Annotated in this window: 17 protein-coding genes; 12 read left to right on the top strand and 5 right to left on the bottom strand. The window is 62.9% G+C overall.

Going from position 1 to position 18,636, the window contains the following annotated elements; translation table 11 throughout:
• Positions 1–291: 291 nt before the first annotated feature.
• A complete protein-coding gene (locus tag HU730_RS10265; protein WP_003171467.1) occupies positions 292–888 on the top strand; it encodes a MarC family protein in 597 nt (198 codons plus the stop codon).
• On the opposite strand, the gene HU730_RS10270 is transcribed toward HU730_RS10265, so the two are convergent.
• The 5 genes from HU730_RS10270 to cobG form a co-directional block, all read right to left on the bottom strand.
• A complete protein-coding gene (locus tag HU730_RS10270; protein WP_054918794.1) occupies positions 885–1,664 on the bottom strand; it encodes a hypothetical protein in 780 nt (259 codons plus the stop codon). The genes HU730_RS10265 and HU730_RS10270 overlap by 4 nt on opposite strands.
• Positions 1,665–1,901: 237 nt before the next feature.
• Positions 1,902–3,539 (bottom strand): precorrin-3B C(17)-methyltransferase, encoded by a 1,638-nt coding sequence (gene cobJ, locus HU730_RS10275; protein WP_186527432.1) that lies wholly within the window; start codon positions 3,537–3,539, stop codon positions 1,902–1,904.
• Complete coding sequence (locus tag HU730_RS10280; RefSeq protein ID WP_003188163.1) at positions 3,539–4,270, bottom strand: precorrin-2 C(20)-methyltransferase; 732 nt, start codon at positions 4,268–4,270, stop codon at positions 3,539–3,541. Before HU730_RS10280 ends, cobJ begins: the two co-directional genes overlap by 1 nt.
• Positions 4,270–4,896: a precorrin-8X methylmutase gene (locus HU730_RS10285; RefSeq protein ID WP_034126410.1), complete on the bottom strand. Its 627-nt coding sequence runs from the start codon at positions 4,894–4,896 to the stop codon at positions 4,270–4,272. Before HU730_RS10285 ends, HU730_RS10280 begins: the two co-directional genes overlap by 1 nt.
• Positions 4,889–6,235: a precorrin-3B synthase gene (cobG, locus tag HU730_RS10290; protein WP_186527431.1), complete on the bottom strand. Its 1,347-nt coding sequence runs from the start codon at positions 6,233–6,235 to the stop codon at positions 4,889–4,891. The genes HU730_RS10285 and cobG overlap by 8 nt, the downstream gene beginning before the upstream one ends.
• A 38-nt stretch (positions 6,236–6,273) precedes the next feature.
• Between cobG and cbiE the strand changes: the two genes are divergently transcribed.
• The 11 genes from cbiE to urtD all read left to right on the top strand — a co-directional run bounded on the left by cbiE (position 6,274) and on the right by urtD (position 18,610).
• The gene (gene cbiE, locus HU730_RS10295) at positions 6,274–7,479 is read left to right on the top strand and encodes a precorrin-6y C5,15-methyltransferase (decarboxylating) subunit CbiE (RefSeq protein WP_186527430.1); all 1,206 of its coding nucleotides are present in this window, start codon (positions 6,274–6,276) and stop codon (positions 7,477–7,479) included.
• Positions 7,476–8,195, top strand: a complete 720-nt coding sequence (locus tag HU730_RS10300; RefSeq protein ID WP_034126407.1) for a cobalt-precorrin-6A reductase — start codon at positions 7,476–7,478, stop codon at positions 8,193–8,195. Before cbiE ends, HU730_RS10300 begins: the two co-directional genes overlap by 4 nt.
• 424 nt (positions 8,196–8,619) lie before the next feature.
• The gene (locus tag HU730_RS10305; protein WP_034126406.1) at positions 8,620–9,012 is read left to right on the top strand and encodes a DUF2946 domain-containing protein; all 393 of its coding nucleotides are present in this window, start codon (positions 8,620–8,622) and stop codon (positions 9,010–9,012) included.
• Positions 9,013–9,059: 47 nt separating this feature from the next.
• Positions 9,060–9,542 (top strand): copper chaperone PCu(A)C, encoded by a 483-nt coding sequence (locus HU730_RS10310; RefSeq protein WP_186527429.1) that lies wholly within the window; start codon positions 9,060–9,062, stop codon positions 9,540–9,542.
• A 10-nt stretch (positions 9,543–9,552) separates the two neighbouring features.
• Entirely contained in the window at positions 9,553–9,951 is a 399-nt protein-coding gene (locus HU730_RS10315) for a DUF2946 domain-containing protein (RefSeq protein WP_072445925.1), read from the top strand.
• Positions 9,952–10,044: 93 nt separating this feature from the next.
• Positions 10,045–12,105, top strand: a complete 2,061-nt coding sequence (locus tag HU730_RS10320) for a TonB-dependent copper receptor (RefSeq protein WP_186527428.1) — start codon at positions 10,045–10,047, stop codon at positions 12,103–12,105.
• Positions 12,106–12,223: 118 nt separating this feature from the next.
• Positions 12,224–13,585: a PepSY domain-containing protein gene (locus HU730_RS10325; protein WP_057977768.1), complete on the top strand. Its 1,362-nt coding sequence runs from the start codon at positions 12,224–12,226 to the stop codon at positions 13,583–13,585.
• A 193-nt stretch (positions 13,586–13,778) separates the two neighbouring features.
• Positions 13,779–15,044: an urea ABC transporter substrate-binding protein gene (gene urtA, locus HU730_RS10330; protein ID WP_186527427.1), complete on the top strand. Its 1,266-nt coding sequence runs from the start codon at positions 13,779–13,781 to the stop codon at positions 15,042–15,044.
• A gap of 166 nt (positions 15,045–15,210) precedes the next feature.
• Positions 15,211–16,713, top strand: coding sequence for an urea ABC transporter permease subunit UrtB (gene urtB / locus HU730_RS10335; protein WP_060764605.1), 1,503 nt, complete (start codon positions 15,211–15,213; stop codon positions 16,711–16,713).
• The gene (gene urtC / locus HU730_RS10340; RefSeq protein ID WP_034126400.1) at positions 16,713–17,780 is read left to right on the top strand and encodes an urea ABC transporter permease subunit UrtC; all 1,068 of its coding nucleotides are present in this window, start codon (positions 16,713–16,715) and stop codon (positions 17,778–17,780) included. The genes urtB and urtC overlap by 1 nt, the downstream gene beginning before the upstream one ends.
• Positions 17,777–18,610 (top strand): urea ABC transporter ATP-binding protein UrtD, encoded by an 834-nt coding sequence (gene urtD, locus HU730_RS10345; protein WP_014716710.1) that lies wholly within the window; start codon positions 17,777–17,779, stop codon positions 18,608–18,610. Before urtC ends, urtD begins: the two co-directional genes overlap by 4 nt.
• The last annotated feature ends 26 nt before the right edge of the window (positions 18,611–18,636 follow it).

Genomic DNA, 18,636 nt, shown 5'->3' on the forward strand with positions numbered 1-18,636 from the left:
AGCTCCCACATTTGATCGCAGTTGCGCGAGCTGGTGGACTACTGGGTGGCGCAGCGCTAACAGCGCCCTGAGCACAGCACCCTTTCCTGATGATCGTTCCCACGCTCCGCGTGGGAATGCCGCCCGGGACGCTCCGCGTCCTGCTTGAACGCGACGCAGAGCGTCACTGGATGCATTCCCACGCAGAGCGTGGGAACGATCACACCCACCGCTATCGCAGGCAAGCCAGCTCCCACATTTGATCTGTGTCGGATAGACTCCTCCACACTTCCCCGCCCGCGAGCCGCCCTCATGCTCCATGTGTTATTCAGCGTTTACCTGAAGATGCTGGTGCTCTACAGCCCGTTCTTTGTGCTGTCCTGCTTTATCAGCCTGACCCGTGGCTACTCCAGCAAGGAGCGTCGACGCCTGGCGTGGAAAGTTGCACTGGCCACCCTGGTATCGAGCGTGCTGCTCTACCTGTTTGGCCGGGTGATTTTCAGTGTGTTCGGCATTACCGTCGACGCGTTCCGTATCGGCGCCGGCAGCGTGTTGTTTATCTCCGCCCTGGGCATGGCCCAGGGCAAGTCGGCGGTGCAGACCGACAACGTGCAGCAGGACGTGACCATCGTGCCGCTGACCATCCCTCTCACCGTCGGCCCCGGCACCATCGGCGCCTTGCTGGTGATGGGCGTCAGCCAACCACACTGGGACGACAAGCTTACCGCCATCCTCAGTATTGCCCTGGCCAGCCTGACGGTGGGCGTGGTGCTGTACCTGTCCAACCGTATCGAACGCATTCTCGGCGACCAGGGCTTGCAGATTGTCAGCCGGTTGATGGGCCTGTTCGTCTGCGCCCTGGCCGCGCAAATCATTTTTACCGGGGTACGCGGCTACCTGGTGCCCTAGATCCGGTATTTGGCGATAGCCATTTCCACTTTGTCACCGGCGCTTTCGCGCATCAGTTGGATGGTTTTCTCGTTGACCATAGAGGTATTGAGCACCAGGCAAGTCTGCCCGCTGAAGGCCTCGAACGAGGAGCTATCCCACTCCAGGAAGGGCAGGCCCACCTGTTTATCCACACCATGGGTGCTGTAGGTCACCAGCACCATGATCAACTCGCCGTCTGTTTCAGCGCAGGAGGCCAGGCCGAAATCGCCGCCCTCATGCACCGCGCAATTGCGCTTGAACAGCTCGAAAGACGCTGGCTGACGCTTCAATGCATCCAGCGCATCGGCGGCCAGCTTGGGCAAGGCGCTAAGCAGTGGCCCGAACAGCGCCGTCGACGTCAGCATCGAGGCGATGATATTCAGCGCCGCCAGTTGCACCGTCAGGCCCTTGCCCGCACGCGAGACCCGTTCAAAGCGACTGCGCAGCGGCAGCCACCCCAGGCTGACCATTACCTTGATAAATTCCTCGTACCACGCCTCGCTGCCCCGCTGGACGTTCAGCACATCGCTCACATAACTGCTGGCCAGCAGATAGCTTTTGCGTACGTATTCGCGGTTCAACGCCGACAAGCCTTCGGCAAATGAAATCACCCCGTTGTTGACCACGGCCGCATTGCAATCATCGTCGCTATCCAGCGCGCAAGCGGCCTGCCTGGCAGGTGCGCCCGGCAATTTGTAGGCGGCAATCAACTTGCGCCTTTTTTTACTGTTGATCCTTCTGTGACGTCGCTCCATTTTCTGTTCTCCACAAGCACCCCACATGGGGCTTGCTTCCACCCTAGTCCAGGGAGCATCGGGGTTTCCATGCGATAAACATCCCTTGGACTGCCCCGCCCAAAACCAGCGTCCAGCAATGACAAGGCGCGGCGGGCAGGCGTGCGGTTTTCATCGCATAAAAAAGAAAAAGCTCCGAACAACGCCAGGGGAATCTCTGGGTTATCCGGAGCTTTCCGGCGGCCAACGGGGCTGTTTTCAGGAGCTGGGTTTGTCGCCATACCAACGTGGTGTGTACACCCACTCGCCGCCACCCGCGCGCGGGAACACACAGGTGGTGGATGAACCGATCAGCACCATGGTGCGCATGTCCACCTGCTCGGGCGTCAGTTGCCCCAAGGTAGTGATGCGCAGCGTCTGGCCTGGACGACCGATGTCACGGCCCAGCACCACCGGCGTCTGCGGCGTGCGATGCAGCGCGACGATCTCCAGGGCGCGTCCCAGTTGCCAAGGCCGCGACCTGGAGATCGGGTTGTAGAACGCCAAGGCCAGGTCGGCCTGGGAAGCTAGGTCCAGGCGTTTTTCGATGATCGCCCAGGGCTTGAGATTATCCGACAGCGACATCACACAGAAATCATGCCCCAGCGGCGCGCCCGCCTGGGCAGCGGTGGCCAGCGAAGCGGAAACCCCCGGCAGGATTTCCAGGTCGACCTGATGCCAGGCCGGCTCGCTGGACTCGTGCAGCGCCTCGATCACCGCTGCGGCCATGGCGAATACACCTGGGTCACCAGAGGACACCACCACCACCGAGCGGCCTTGCGCGGCTAGCTCGAAGGCGTGGCGGGCGCGCTGCATTTCTTCGCGGTTGTCAGTGCAGTGTTGCACTTGGTCGTCCCGGAACGGCCCGGCCATGCGCACGTAGGTTTCATACCCCAGCACATCGGTGCAACGCGCCAGTTCCGCCTTCACCGCCGGCACCATCAATTCAGCAGCGCCGGGGCCCAGGCCAATCACCGCCAGACGCCCGCGGGGACGCCCAACCTGTGACAGATCCAAGGGCTGCTCGGCCACGGTGATACTGATGTCCGCAACGGGTTCCAGTACGGCAAAACGCAGCGGTACACCCAAGGCCGACGCGGCTTCATGCAAGGACGCGTCAGCCATCTGCAGGTCGCTGGCCAGCAGGCAAGCCAGGGATTGCACCGCGACCCCCGCCTCATGCAGCGCTTGGCGCACACGCTCGGCCAACTGCGCACCCGGCCGGCAGGTGGCGTAGACATTCTGCGGGTAAATCAGCAACTCGTTGGCTGCCGGTGTGCGCTCGGCACTGCCCACATGAATCGCCAGGCGCGCCTGTTGATCCTGAGGCAGGTTAGCGTCCTCCAGCCATGGCGCCGCGCCTTCAATGCGCACGCTTTCGCCGGCCAGAAGGTCGCAGACAAAGCGTTTGCCCAGTTCGATGTCGGCCAGTTGATAGCCCGCCGGCGGGTTGAGCAGGCAGGTGCCAAAACGCAACTCGCCGCTGGTGGTGATGGCGGCGGACACGCCGAGCGCTGCCGCAATATCGCGCGCCATGAGGTTTACGCCCCCCAGGCCACCGAGCAACGGCACCACAGCGCTGCCGTCTTCAGCCACGGCCAGCACGGCGGGTTCTTCGCCCTTTTCCAGCAGCAACGGTGCCAGGGTGCGAATCACAATGCCCGCGGCGCACAGGGCAATCAGTGGCGTGCCCTGCTGATAAAGCTGACGCAAGGTCGCGCCGAACTCGCTGTAGCTGCGGTCTGCCCCCTCAACCCGTGTGGCCAAACCGTGGATCAACGCGCCGGGGTAAACCTGCTGGAGCCTGCGCGCAGTCGCCAGGCTGCCTTGGCCCAGAATCACAATCGCCGGGGTCATCAACCTTGCCACCGTTCACCGGGCACGATGATCAGCGAGAAATACGGCGACGACATCGGCTCCACCTGATCCAGCGGCACGATCTTCTGGTTGGCCATGGTCGCGCGTTCCACGTACAACGCCCGCTCGGCCAGACCCAACTCTTCCAACACCTGGCGCACTTTCGGGAAGTTGCGCCCCAGCTTCATGATCACTGCGGCATCGGCATCCGCCAGGCGGCGCTTGAGGTCCTCATGGGGCAATACGCCCGAGAGCACCGACAAGCTCTGGTTGCGATACACCAACGGTGCGCCGAGCACCGAGGCACCACCGAGCATCGAGCACACACCTGGAATCACCTGGGCCTCATAGCGCTCGGCCAGGCGGTCATGCAGGTACATGTAGGAGCCGTAGAAAAACGGGTCACCTTCGCAGATCACCGCCACGTCGCGGCCCGCGTCCAGGTGCGCGGCCACGTCGAGGCTGGCATTGTCGTAGAAGTCGCTGATCACCTGCTCGTAGGACAGCGGCGCCGGCAGCACTTCGGTGGTCACCGGGTACACCAGCGGCATCAGGGTCTGTTGCGGCACCAGGTGGTCCTCGATGATGCCGAAGGCGTTGCCCTTCTTGCCTTTGGCCACGAAGTACGCCACCACCGGCGATTCACGCAGCAGGCGCAGGGCTTTGAGGGTAATCAGTTCCGGGTCACCGGGGCCGACGCCCAGGCCGATCAAACGTCCGCGCACCTGCATTATTCGACCTCCGTGGCCAGGGCATTGACGGCGGCAGCAGCCATGGCGCTGCCGCCCAGGCGACCTTGCATGATCACGAACGGCACCCCGCGACTATCAGCGGCGAGCATGGCCTTGGATTCGGCGGCGCCGACAAAGCCCACCGGGAAACCCAGGATCAACGCCGGCTTCGGCGCGCCGGCATCGAGCATTTCCAACAGATAGAACAACGCGGTCGGCGCGTTGCCGATCACCACCACACTGCCTTCTAGGTGCGGGCGCCACAGTTCAAGGGCGGCGGCCGAACGGGTGTTGCCCAACTCCCGCGCCAGCTCCGGCACGCTGTCGTCGCGCAGGGTGCAGATCACTGGGTTATTGGCTGGCAGGCGTGCGCGGGTCACGCCTTCGGACACCATCCGCGCATCGCACAGAATCGGCGCACCAGCGGCCAGCGCATCGCGCCCGGCCTTGCCCGCACCTTCGGAAAACTGCAGACCGTCGATGGCCTCGACCATGCCGCACGCATGGATCACCCGCACCGCGAGTTTTTCCAAATCGGCCGGGATGCGGTCCAACTTGGCTTCCGCGCGAATAATGGCGAAGGAGTTGCGATAGATCTCCTGACCGTCGCGGATGTAATCAATCATCGGTGTTGCTCCGTGGACGAGCGCGCAACAGGGCGCCCGCCGCTTCAATGGAAAGAGTGCGCGCGTGCAGCCGGCCAAAACCAGGCTGGGCTGCATCGCGGAAATAGAGGTCGTAGTGGCCGGGGCTCACCGCCAGCAAGGTGACTGGCGCGGTGTGCGCGGCAGCGCAGGAGCGCAGGCAGCCGGACAGATGCACCTCAACGCCCGGTTGCAGAGCGGCCAGTTGCACGGCGTCGGCCTTGGTGTCGGCCAGGCCTTTCGCGCAGCCGCTGGAACCGGTGCAGGCAATCATGCGCGCCAGCGGGTGGCCGAGCGAGCAGATAAAGCCCAGTTGCGCCAGGCGCTCGGTCACGGCGTGAGGCTTTTCGACGTTGGGCACCAGCACGCCTTGCCAGGGGGTAAAGCGCAAGGTGCCGTCCCCATAGTCACTGGCCAGTTGTGCGGCGCCCTTGAGCATCGCCGGGTTCAGGCGGCCCAATGGCGCGAGGGCGGCGACGTAGAACTGATTCTTTTGCACTTGTGGATAAGTGCCCACCTGGAGCCACGCGTCGCTGGGCGGGCGTATGAAGCCGTCGGCTGGCAGCAACGGCAAGCGCAAATGGTTCAGCACGTTATCCACAGACAAATGGCGCATGCGCGTTTGTTCTGGGGTGGCGAGGTCCAGAAACGCTTCCAGCACGGCCACGACCAACCCATGCCCCTGGTTCAAAGGCACGGCGGCCAGGGGCGCATCCAGGCCCGGACAGCCGGCCAGGCCGAACGCGAGCAGGGTTTCGCCATGGCGTACGAAGGCCGACAACCACAGGTCGTGGTGATGCTCGAGCATCGCCAGGTCTTCGCCGCCATCGAGTTGCACCGCGAACTTGGCCGACAGTTCATGGAAACGCGGATGGTTCTCCAGGGTGGCGAGGATCTGCGCGGCCAGCGGGCGGGTGTCGAACAGCATCTGCGGGTCAATGCCAGCGCTGGGGCTGAGCATCAGGTTGCGCACGTCGTCACCGCCCGCGTTGCTGGGGCCCAGGCCCGCCGCCAGTAGTCGGGCGATCAACGCCTCCTGCTCGGCGCCGATGCCGCGGATCTGCAGGTTGGCGCGGTTGGTCGCCTCAATCACCCCGCCCGCATACGCCTGGGCCGCGTCCGCCAAGGCGTGGGCCTGGGCGGCAGTGATCGCGCCGCCCGCCAATTTGACTCGGCAAATGCCACCGTCCAACGCCTGGACAATACGCAGCAACCCCGGACAAGCCGAGGGGCGCAAGGTATTCACAGCGGGCGTTGGGTTCACGGGGCTACCGGTTGACGGGTAAAGGCGCGGTATTATGCCTGCTTTGTCCGGCGGCATGAAAAGCCTGCCCGTCGGATGTCGTTCAAGGAATTGATATGTCGCCCTGGCTGACGGTTGTAGGCATCGGTGAAGACGGCTTCAAAGGCCTGGGCAGAAATGCCCGGCATGCCCTGTTGCGCGCCACACGGATTATAGGCGGCCAACGCCAGTTGGACCTGTTGCCGGTGTGTATTCGTGGCGAACGCCAGGTGTGGCCGAGCCCGTTTTCCCTGGAGCCAGTGTTGTCGCGGCGCGGGGAGCCCGTGTGCGTTCTGGCCAGTGGCGATCCGATGTTCTATGGCGTCGGCGCCAGCCTGGCGCGGCAAGTGCCAGCTGAAGAGTTGTTGATTTTGCCCGCGCCATCGTCGGTATCCCTGGCGGCGGCGCGCCTGGGCTGGCCGTTGCAGGAGGTGATGACGTTATCCGTGGTGGCTCGTCCGGTGGCGGCACTTAATGCGCATCTGGCCAGTGGCGTGCGCTTGTTGGTGTTGAGCAATGACGCTAGCAGCCCCGCTTTGATTGCCGCGTTGTTGGTCGAACGTGGTTTTGGCTCCAGCCGCATCAGTGTGTTTGAACACTTGGGCGGCCCGGCTGAACGGCGTATCGACGGGCACGCGCAAGCGTGGGAGCACACGGCGGTTGCCGATTTGAACCTGGTCGCCATCGACTGCCTGGCGGATGCGAACGCACCGCGTCTGTCGCGTCTTGCCGGCTTGCCGGACTCGGCCTTCAAACACGATGGCCAACTGACCAAACGCGATGTGCGCGCCATGACCCTCGCCCGCCTCGCGCCCATGCCGGGCGAACTGTTATGGGACGTAGGCGCGGGCAGTGGCTCCATCGGTATTGAATGGATGCGCACCCATCCCAGCTGTCGCGCCTTCGCGATCGAAGCCGACGCAGGCCGACAAAGCCTGATCGAACACAACCGCGACGCCCTCGGCGTGCCCGGCCTGCAACTGATTCGCGGCAAGGCGCCGGAGGCGTTAAGCGGCCTGGAAACGCCGGACGCCATCTTTATCGGCGGCGGCGTCACCCGCGACGGCGTGCTCGACACTTGCTGGCAACACCTGCGCCCCGGTGGCCGCCTGGTTGCCAATGCCGTGACCCTGCAAAGCGAAATGACCTTGATGAACTGGCGCGCCGAGCATGGCGGTGAACTGACCCGCATCCACGTGGCCCAGGCGCAGCCCCTGGGCGAGTTCGATACCTGGCGCCAGGCGCTGCCGATCACGTTGCTGGAAGTGATCAAGCTGCTATGAAAAGGATTCTATTACTGGGCGGGGTCACGGAAGCGCTGGCCATCGCCCGTACCCTGGGGCCGCAGCATATCTACAGCCTGGCCGGCGTGGGCCGCGTACCAACCGACCTGAACTGCAAGGTTCGTGTCGGGGGTTACGGAGGTGCTGAAGGGTTAGCGCAGTTTATTCGTGACGAACGTATCAGCCTGATCATTGACGCCACCCATCCGTATGCGGCGCAGATCAGCCAAAACGCGGCCCAAGCGGCGCAATTGAGCGATGTGCCTTGCTGGGCATTGCGACGCCCAGCCTGGCAGCCGCAGCCGGGGGATGATTGGCGCGAGGTCGCCGACTGGGCCGAACTGGCCGAAGCGCTCAAACCCTTCAAGCGCCCTCTGTTCACCTTGGGTCGCGAACCCTTGCAGCACCTCGACGAAATCCCCGCCGAGCAGTTCTGGACCTTGCGCGCGCTGGATGTGTATCCCGGCAACGAGCGCTGTGAGGTGATCGGCGCACGCGGACCGTTCATCATCAAGGACGAGCGGGCGTTATTCGAAGAACGGCGGATTGATGTGCTGATCAGCAAGAACAGCGGCAGCACCGCCACCGAGCCAAAGCTGGAAGTGGCGCGTGAGCGTGGGGTGCCGGTGTTGGTGTTGAAGCGGCCGGTGTTGGCTGCCGTAGATCGAGAGTTCACAGCAGTGCCGGCGTTGCTACAAGCAATCACTCTTTTCTAAACACCACCTATCCAATGTGGGAGCGTGCTTGCTCGCTCCCACACTTTGGAATTGCGTTATCAAATGACGGTAGTAGATCAGCCAGCCAAGGCGCTAGCTCAATCAACTGCGCAACCATTGGCTGGAAAAAGCCCTATACCTGACTTGATCGTTCCCACGCTCCGCGTGGGAATGCATCCTGTGACGCTCCGCGTCACGGCTTTAAAAGCGGACGCAGAGCGTCCAACGCGGCATTCCCACGCAGAGCGTGGGAACGATCAGCCCGCCTGGTGCGCCGCGTCCTTTCTGCAAAATTGGCAAGCGGCCGTTCTCGTCTATCCTCAAACCCAACACTGCGACACCAAACCACACCCGCCCTTTTTACTTATCCCCCCCGATCAGGCTAAATACCCGCCTGATCGTTTAACCCTACGGATTATCCGCCATGGCCCGTCAACGCTTTGCAATTGCCTGGATCGCCTGCCTTGCAGTGCTGTTCAATGCGTTTGCCATGCCGTTGGCCAGTGCAATGCAGCAGACCGATGACCCGGTCAAGCGTCTGATGTGGGGCGGGTTCTGTTCGTCCAATGGCGCGAGCCTCAAGGCGATTGCCCTGGGCAAGCTGGAAATTCCCGCACCGCCGGACGATCACTCCGCCATGCAGCATTGCTGGTGTTGCTCGGGTTCTGCGCCGTTGGTGGCGTTGCCGGGGCATGTGCCGCAGTTGTATGTGACGCGCTTCGAGGCGGTGCAGAACTTGCCGCCGCGCTTATTGCGCAATCCAACCCCGCGCCAGCAATGGCCGAGCCTTAACCCCCGCGCTTCTCCAACGGTCTGATCTTCTTCGCAAGTGAACTGCGTTTAGAACCGTTCTGGAGAACTGCCATGCTTAAATCTTCCCTGCTTCTGGCTGCGTTGCTGCTGCCGGTGTTCAGTGCTGCCAATGCCGAAGACTACAAGGCCGGCGATTTGCTGGTGAGCGACCCCTGGTCTCAGGAGTTGCCACCGAATGCGCCTACCGTCGCCGCCTACTTTGTAATTCATAACACCGGGGCGGCCCCGGATCGCCTGCTCAGCGTTGAAACCAGCGTTGCCGAAAAAGCCGAGCTGCATGAGCACGTAATGCAAGGCGATTTGATGAAGATGCAACAAGTGCCCAGCGTCGCCGTACCGGCCAAGGGTGAACTGACCTTCGCGCCGATGGCCTATCACGTCATGCTGCTGGGCCTCAAAGACCGCAGCCTGCTGGCCGACGGCAAGCAATTCCCGCTGACCCTGACCTTCGAAAAAGCCGGCAAGGTCGAGGTGCAAGTGTCGGTGCACAAAGCGCCGCCAATGGCCGGCCACGAGCATATGCACACCCAGTAAGCCAAACCCGATGGGCGCCCCTCGCGCCAGGTTGTCTCCCCACCGCCGCCTGATGCGCGGCAGTTGGATCAGCCTGTTCGCCATGCTGATGATTTTTATCGGTCCGCTGATTTCCCAAGCGATGCCGATGGATCATCACGCCAGCATGTCCATGACCATGGACATGCCCAACTGCCATGGTGAACCTGCGCAGCACAGCAAAGCCCCCGACGAGCATCATGTTCTCTGGGAAAAATGCGGCTATTGCAGCTTGCTGTTCAGTTGCCCGGCCCTGCCCGGCAGCGTCTCCTACGTAACCCTCGGCACCCCGCCGCCCGCCAACGCCCTCACCCCCGCCACGCGCCTGGGCCATGCCCGGCAGAGCATCTTCCCCGGCGCCCGCAGCCGCGCGCCGCCCATCGTTTCGTAAGCCCTTCACCGCGTTACTTCACCCCGGCCGACTTTAGACAGACAGCCGCAGGCTGCTGGCCGTGTTGTTTACGATTGATTGATGGAATTTGTCATGTCCAGGTTTTCTGCTGACACCCGTTTGGGAAGTACTGCCCTGCTCACCGCCTTATGCGGCGCACTATTGGCTGCCCACGCTTACGCCGACGAGCATGAGCTGAGCCCTACCGTCATCACCGCGATCGCCCCCAGCTCACCGCTGACCGTGGTCACCAACCCCAAAGACCCTCGCCAACCGGTGCCCGCCAGCGATGGCGGCGACTACCTCAAGACCATCCCCGGCTTCGCCCTGGTGCGCAACGGCGGCACCAACGGCGACCCGGTGCTGCGCGGCATGTTCGGCTCGCGCCTGAATATCCTCACCAACGGCGGCATGATGCTCGGCGCCTGCCCGGGGCGCATGGATGCGCCAACTTCGTATATTTCGCCGGAAACCTACGACAAGCTCACCGTGATCAAAGGCCCGCAAACCGTGCTCTGGGGCCCGGGAGCGTCGGCGGGCACCATCCTGTTCGAGCGTGAGCCGGAGCAATTCGGCGAGCTGGGCACGCGGGTCAACGCCAGCGTATTGGCCGGTTCCAACGGGCGTTTCGACAAGGTCATCGATGCTGCTGCCGGCGGCCCATTGGGCTATGTGCGCGTGATCGGCAACCAGGCCCACGCCGACGATTACAAGGACGGTAACAACGACACCGTCGCCTCGCGCTATGACAAGTGGAACGGTGACGTGGCTGTGGGCTTCACGCCCGACGCCGACACCCTGCTGGAACTCACCGCCGGGCGTGGCGATGGTGAAGCGCGCTACGCCGGTCGCGGCATGGACGGCTCGCAGTTCCTGCGCGAAAGCCTGGGGCTGCGTTTCGAGAAATCCAATATCGGCGAGGTGCTGGATAAGGTCGAGGCCCAGGTCTACTACAACTACGCCGACCATGTGATGGACAACTACAGCCTGCGTGTCCCTTCGGGCACCGGCATGATGGCGGGCCCCATGGCGTCCAACGTCGACCGCCGCACCCTTGGCGCACGCATCAAGGCCACCTGGCGCTGGGCGGATGTGCAATTGATCAGCGGCCTGGATGCACAGACCAATGAACACCGTGCGCGCAGCAGCATGGGCATCGACACGTATAAGGATTTGCCGCGCAACAAGGACGCCAACTTCCACAACTATGGCGTGTTCGGTGAATTGACCTGGTACGCCGCCGACAACGATCGCCTGATCACCGGCGCGCGCTTGGACCGCGCCTCGGCCAGGGACTTCCGCCAACGCACCGGCTCGGGAATGATGTCGCGCCCGAACCCGACTGCCGGCGACACCCGCGCCGATACATTGCCCTCGGGCTTTGTGCGCTATGAGCACGACCTGGCTGACACCCCTGCCACGCTGTATGCCGGCCTGGGCCACGCGGAACGTTTCCCGGATTACTGGGAACTGTTTTCCCCCAACACCGGCGCGGGCGGTTCGGTGAATGCTTTCGACGGCGTGAAGCCCGAAAAAACCACCCAGCTCGACTTCGGTGCCCAGTACAAGAGCGCCGACCTGGAAGCCTGGGTGTCGGGCTATGTCGGCCAGGTGCGCGACTTCATCCTGTTCGACTACAGGCCCGGCATGATGGGCACCACCTCCCAGGCGCGCAATGTGGACGCACGTATCATGGGCGGCGAAGTGGGCGCAGCGTACAAGCTGAGCCAACACTGGAAAGCCGACGCCAGCCTCGCCTATGCCTGGGGCAAGAACAGCAGCGACGGCAAGGTCCTGCCACAAATGCCACCGCTGGACACGCGCCTGGGCCTGACCTACAGCGAAGACGATTGGAGCGCTGGTGCGTTGTGGAGGGTGGTTGCAGCGCAGCACCGTATCGACCCGAACAAAGGCAACGTGGTCGGCAAGGACTACGACAAGAGCGGCGGCTTCGGCGTGTTCTCGCTGAACGCGGCATACCGCATCAACAAGCACTTCAAGGTCAGTACCGGGGTCGACAACCTGTTCGGCAAGGCTTATGCCGAGCATCTGAATCTGGCCGGTAACGCAGGCTTCGGTTACCCAACCAACGACCCGCAGGCCATCAAGGAGCCGGGGCGTACGCTCTGGACCAAGGTGGACATGAGCTTCTAAAAGCATCGCAGGCAAGCCAGCTCCCACAGGTGCAATACAGCCCCATGTGGGAGCTGGCTTGCCTGCGATGACGGCGTAACAGACCAAGAAAAATTAAAAGCCTTATGCGGAGCACCCGATGACCACACAAAAAATTTCCTTCTATAACCTGGCCTGGCGCTGGCACTTTTACGCCGGCCTCTTCGTCGCCCCCTTCATGGTGCTGCTGGCCCTCACCGGCATCATCTACCTGTTCAAACCCCAGCTCGACCCGCTGATGTACGGCCACCTGCTCACCGTGCCCGCCGCCGAACACGCGCTGAGCGCCGACGAGCAACTGCAGCGCGCCCAGGCCGCCTACCCCCACGCCGCGATCAGCAAATACCTGCCCCCTGCCGACGCCACTCGCAGCGCGCAGTTCGTGATGCGCAACGATGCCCACGAAGTGACGGTGTTCATCGACCCCTACCGCGGCACCGTCCTCGGTGAGCAGGACGCAAACAACAACCTGCAAGCCATCGTCCGCGCCCTGCACGGCGAACTGATGATCGGCACCGTCGGCGATCGCCTGATCGAACTCGCCGCCGGCTGGGGCGTGATGCTGGTGGTGTCCGGCCTGTACCTGTGGTGGCCGCGGGGCAAGTCATCTGCAGGCATTCTGTGGCCTCGCTTCAATACCCGTGGTCGGGTGTTCTGGCGTGACCTGCACGCTGTCGCCGGCTTCTGGGGCGCGGCGTTCCTGCTGGTGATGCTGCTCAGCGGCATGACCTGGACCGGGTTCTGGGGCAAGCAATACGCCGACCTGTGGAACACCTTCCCAGCCGCGATGTGGAACAGCGTGCCGCAGTCCGACCAGCAGGCCCGTGTGCTCAACACCGCCACCCAGCAGACCGTGCCCTGGGCCCTGGAAAACACGCCGATGCCAATGTCCGGCGACCACGCCGAGCATATGAATCACGGCGCAATGCACGCAGGCCCGGCCGCACCCACGGTGCGTCTGCAACAGGTGGTCGACCTGGCCAACGCACGCAAGGTCGAGCCCGGCTACAGCATTACCTTCCCCACCACCGCCACTGGTGTATTCACCGTCGCGGTGTTCGCCGACGACCCGCGCAACGACGCCACCCTGCACGTGGACCAGTACACCGGCAAGGTCCTGGCCGATGTACGTTGGGATCATTACAACCTGGTCGCACGCGCCACCGAAACCGGCGTGATGCTGCACGAGGGCAAGATGTTCGGCTGGGTCAACCAACTGATCGTGCTGGTGATCTGCCTGATGATTCTGCTCAGCGCGGTCAGCGGCGTGGTGATCTGGTGGAAGCGCCGGCCACAAGGCGGGCTAGGTGTGCCGCCGCTGCGCCATGACCTGCCCAAGTGGAAAACCGCGATGGCGATCATGCTCGGGCTGGCGATCATTTTCCCGTTGGTAGGGGCTTCGTTGGTCCTGGTGTGGGCGCTGGATCGCTTGTTGCTGTCACGCATCAGCGCAACCGCCTGAAGCATTGTCGCGCAACGCCCTCTTTTGAAGCCTGCCGTGCACTCAACGGCCTCCGTGGCGCCAACCTGGTGCGCCACGGAGCGGCTTTACCTCCCGAACCCGCCGGTAAACCGTGTCTGGTGTAGCAGGCACAGCCTTTGCAAAGCCCTGTGTATCTGCCCCACAACAATTATCGGTACACGGAGATCGCACCATGAAGCGTCGCAGCTTGATCAAGGCTTTCACTTTGTCGGCATCCATTGCCGCCATGGGTTTGACCTGGACCGTCCAGGCCGCCGAGACCATCAAGGTCGGCATCCTGCACTCGCTGTCCGGGACCATGGCGATCTCCGAAACCTCGCTCAAAGACATGGCGCTGATGACCATCGACGAGATCAACGCCAAGGGCGGGGTGAACGGCAAGATGCTCGAACCGGTGGTGGTGGACCCGGCGTCCAACTGGCCGCTGTTCGCCGAGAAAGGTCGGCAACTGTTGACCCAGGACAAGGTGGCCGTGGTGTTCGGCTGCTGGACCTCGGTGTCGCGTAAATCCGTACTGCCGGTGTTCGAAGAACTCAACGGCTTGCTGTTCTATCCGGTGCAGTACGAAGGCGAAGAGATGTCGCCCAACGTGTTCTATACCGGTGCGGCCCCGAACCAGCAGGCGATCCCGGCGGTGGAATACCTGATGAGCGAAGAAGGCGGCAGCGCCAAGCGTTTCTTCCTGCTCGGCACCGACTACGTGTACCCGCGCACCACCAACAAGATCCTGCGCTCGTACCTGCATTCCAAAGGCGTGGCGGATAAAGACATCGAGGAGGTCTACACCCCGTTCGGCCACGCCGATTACCAGACCATCGTCGCCAACATCAAGAAGTTCTCCGCCGGTGGCAAGACCGCGGTGGTCTCCACCGTGAACGGCGACTCCAACGTGCCCTTCTACAAAGAACTGGCCAACCAGGGCTTGAAAGCCACCGAGGTACCGGTGGTGGCGTTCTCGGTGGGTGAAGAAGAACTGCGCGGCATCGACACCAAGCCGCTGGTGGGCAACCTCGCGGCCTGGAACTACTTCCAGTCGGTGGAGAACCCGGTGAACCAGAAGTTCGTGGCCGACTGGAAAGCCTACGCCAAGAAACACAACCTGCCGGGCGCCGACAAAGCCGTGACCAACGACCCGATGGAAGCCACCTATGTGGGCATCCATATGTGGGCGCAGGCGGCGGAAAAAGCCAAGTCCACTGACGTCGACAAAGTGCGTGAAGCCCTGGGCGGCCAGACCTTCGCCGCGCCGTCGGGCTTCACCCTGACCATGGACAAGACCAACCACCACCTGCACAAGCCGGTGATGATCGGTGAGATCCAGGCCGACGGGCAGTTCTCGGTGGTGTGGCAGACCGAAGCGCCGATTCGTGCACAGCCGTGGAGCCCTTACATTCCGGGCAATGACAAAAAACCGGACTATGCCGTGAAGAGCAACTAACGCCCCCACGGCTCGAATGTGGGACATGGTCACTGTGGGAGCTGGCTTGCCTGCGATGCAAACAACTCGGTGTGCCTGACACACCGCAGCGATGCCATCGCAGGCAAGCCAGCTCTTACACACAGCCTGCTCCCACACTGTCCCCGCATGACCAGGACATTTTTATATGCCCACTGCCCTCCACCGCCTCATCCTCGCCGTGCTGCTGGTGCTGCCCTTTGGCGCACACGCCAGCGACGCCGAAGACTTCCTTGCCGCCAACCCGGTGCAGCAAGCCAAACTCCTGCAGGACTGGGCCGCCCACCCCGACCCAACGCGTATCGAGTTGGTGGATGCCCTTGAGCAAGGCCAACTCACGCTCAACGGTGAAACCAAGACCGTGCGCCTGAACAACCGCCTGCGCGGTTTGATCAATAACGTGCAAGCCAGCCAGCAACTGCTCGCCGCCGACCCCAAGGTGCGCCTGGACGCAGCGCGCACCCTGCAAAAAAGCGCGGTGCCTGCACAACTTAAATTCCTCGACCAGCAGGTCGCCGCCGAGACGGATGAGCAGGTGCACAGCGCCCTCAGCCTGGCCCTGGCCAACCTGCAACTGGTCGACCCCGACCCGGTGGTGCGCCTGGCGGCCGTGCGCTTGCTCGGCAGCACCGGCGACCCGCTGGCCCGCACGCGCCTAGAGGCGCTGCTGGCGCCAGGCGTGGAAGCCGACGCCGCCGTACACACCGCCGCTGAGACCAGCCTGGCCCAGGTCAAACGCAAACTGATGATGGGTGAGATCCTCGGCCAGGCGTTCAGCGGCATGTCCCTGGGCTCGATCCTGCTGCTGGCGGCCCTGGGCCTGGCGATCACCTTCGGCCTGCTCGGCGTGATCAACATGGCCCACGGCGAGATGCTGATGCTCGGCGCCTACTCCACCTATGTGGTGCAATTGATGATGCAGCGCTATGTGCCCCAGGCCATCGAGTTCTACCCGTTGATCGCGTTGCCGGTGGCGTTTTTTGTCACTGCGGCCATCGGCATGGCGCTGGAACGTACGGTGATTCGCCACCTGTATGGCCGCCCCCTGGAAACTCTGCTCGCCACCTGGGGCATCAGCCTGATGCTGATCCAGCTGGTGCGTCTGGTATTCGGCGCGCAGAACGTCGAAGTGTCTAACCCGGCCTGGCTGTCTGGCGGCATCCAGGTACTGCCCAACCTGGTGCTGCCGTACAACCGCATCGTGATCATTGCCTTCGCGCTGTTCGTGGTGGTGCTCACCTGGCTGCTGCTGAACAAGACGCGCCTGGGTCTGAACGTGCGCGCCGTCACCCAGAACCGCAACATGGCCGCCTGCTGCGGCGTGCCCACCGGGCGCGTGGACATGCTCGCCTTTGGCCTCGGCTCCGGTATCGCAGGTTTGGGCGGCGTGGCGCTGAGCCAGATCGGAAACGTCGGCCCGGACCTGGGCCAGAGCTACATCATCGACTCGTTCCTGGTGGTGGTGCTCGGCGGCGTCGGCCAGTTGGCCGGCAGTGTCATGGCCGCCTTTGGCTTAGGGATCGCCAACAAAATCCTCGAACCCCAGATCGGCGCCGTGCTCGGCAAGATCCTGATCCTCGCGCTGATCATTCTGTTTATCCAGAAACGCCCGCAAGGACTCTTCGCACTGAAAGGACGGGTGATCGACTGATGAACCAGCCATTAATGCTTACGGCCACGCAAAAAGCCGGCCCCAAAGTCACGATTGCAGTCGGTGCAGTCATCCTGCTCCTGCTGCTGGCGTTGCCCCTGTGTTCGTTATTGTCTGCGGACAACCCGCTGCATGTGTCGGCCTACACCTTGACCCTGGTGGGCAAGATTCTCTGTTACGCCATCGTCGCCCTGGCGCTGGACCTGGTGTGGGGTTACGCCGGGATGTTGTCCCTGGGCCACGGTTTGTTCTTCGCCCTGGGCGGCTACGCCATGGGCATGTACTTGATGCGCCAGGCGGCAGGCAGCGAGTTGCCGGCGTTCATGACCTTTTTGTCCTGGACCGAATTGCCCTGGTACTGGGCCGGCACCGACCACTTCCTGTGGGCGTTGTGCCTGGTGGTACTGGCCCCCGGTGTGCTGGCCTTGGTGTTCGGTTTCTTCGCCTTCCGCTCGCGGATCAAGGGCGTGTATTTCTCGATCATGACTCAGGCCCTGACGTTCGCGGGGATGCTGTTGTTCTTTCGCAACGAGACCGGGTTCGGCGGCAACAACGGCTTTACCAACTTCCGCAGCATCTTAGGTTTTGGCATCACTGAACCGGGCACCCGGGCGGTGTTGTTTTTCGCCACGGTGCTGTTGCTGGTGGCCAGCCTCTACATCGGCTGGCGCCTGGCGAAAAGCAAGTTCGGCCGAGTGCTCACCGCCCTGCGGGATGCCGAGAACCGCCTGATGTTCTGCGGCTACGACCCACGCGGTTTCAAACTGTTCGTGTGGGTGTTGAGCGCAGTGTTGTGCGGCCTTGCCGGTGCGCTGTATGTGCCGCAGGTGGGCATCATCAACCCCAGCGAAATGTCACCGACCAACTCCATCGAAGCCGCTGTGTGGGTAGCGCTGGGCGGGCGTGGCACGTTGATCGGGCCGTTGCTCGGCGCTGGTGTGGTCAATGGCATGAAGAGCTGGTTTACCGTGGCCTTTCCCGAGTACTGGCTGTTCTTCCTGGGCGCGCTGTTCATCATCGTCACCCTGTACCTGCCCAAGGGCGTTATCGGCCTGCTGAAGAAATGAGGAACGTCATGCTTGAACCAATTTTCGACGCAGGCAGCGGCCGCGATGCGATTGGCATCGGCCAGGTCGCGGGCAAAGGGCTCAACACCCGGCACGGCACCATTCTGACCCTGGAAGATATCAGCGTCAGCTTCGACGGTTTCAAGGCCCTCAACGACCTGAACCTGTACATCGGCGTGGGCGAGTTGCGCTGCATTATCGGGCCCAACGGCGCGGGCAAGACCACGCTGATGGACGTGATCACCGGCAAGACCCGGCCCAGCCACGGCAAGGCCTGGTTTGGCGAAACCCTGGACCTGACCCGCATGAGCGAAGTGCAGATCGCCCAGGCCGGCATCGGGCGCAAGTTCCAGAAGCCTACGGTGTTCGAAGCCTTGAGCGTGTTCGAAAACCTGGAGCTGGCGCAGAAGACCGACAAGTCGGTGTGGGCCAGCCTGCGGGCGCGCCTGAACGGGGAACAGAAGGACCGCATCGAGGAAGTGCTCGACACCATCCGTCTAACCGCCTCGGTGCATCGCCCCGCCGGTTTGCTGTCCCACGGCCAGAAGCAGTTTCTGGAAATCGGCATGTTGCTGATGCAAGACCCGCAACTGTTGCTGCTGGATGAACCGGTAGCAGGCATGACCGATGCCGAAACCGAATTCACCGCCGAGCTGTTCAAGCGCCTGGCCGGCAAGCACTCGTTGATGGTGGTGGAACATGACATGGGGTTTGTCGGCTCGATTGCCGACCACGTGACGGTGTTGCACCAGGGCAGCGTGCTGGCCGAAGGGTCGCTGGAACAGGTGCAGGAAAACGAGCGGGTGATCGAGGTTTACCTCGGCCGCTAACGCTGACACGAACGGCTGATCGTTCC

This window comes from Pseudomonas sp. SWRI22, assembly GCF_014268395.2.
Classification (GTDB): domain Bacteria; phylum Pseudomonadota; class Gammaproteobacteria; order Pseudomonadales; family Pseudomonadaceae; genus Aquipseudomonas; species Aquipseudomonas paracarnis.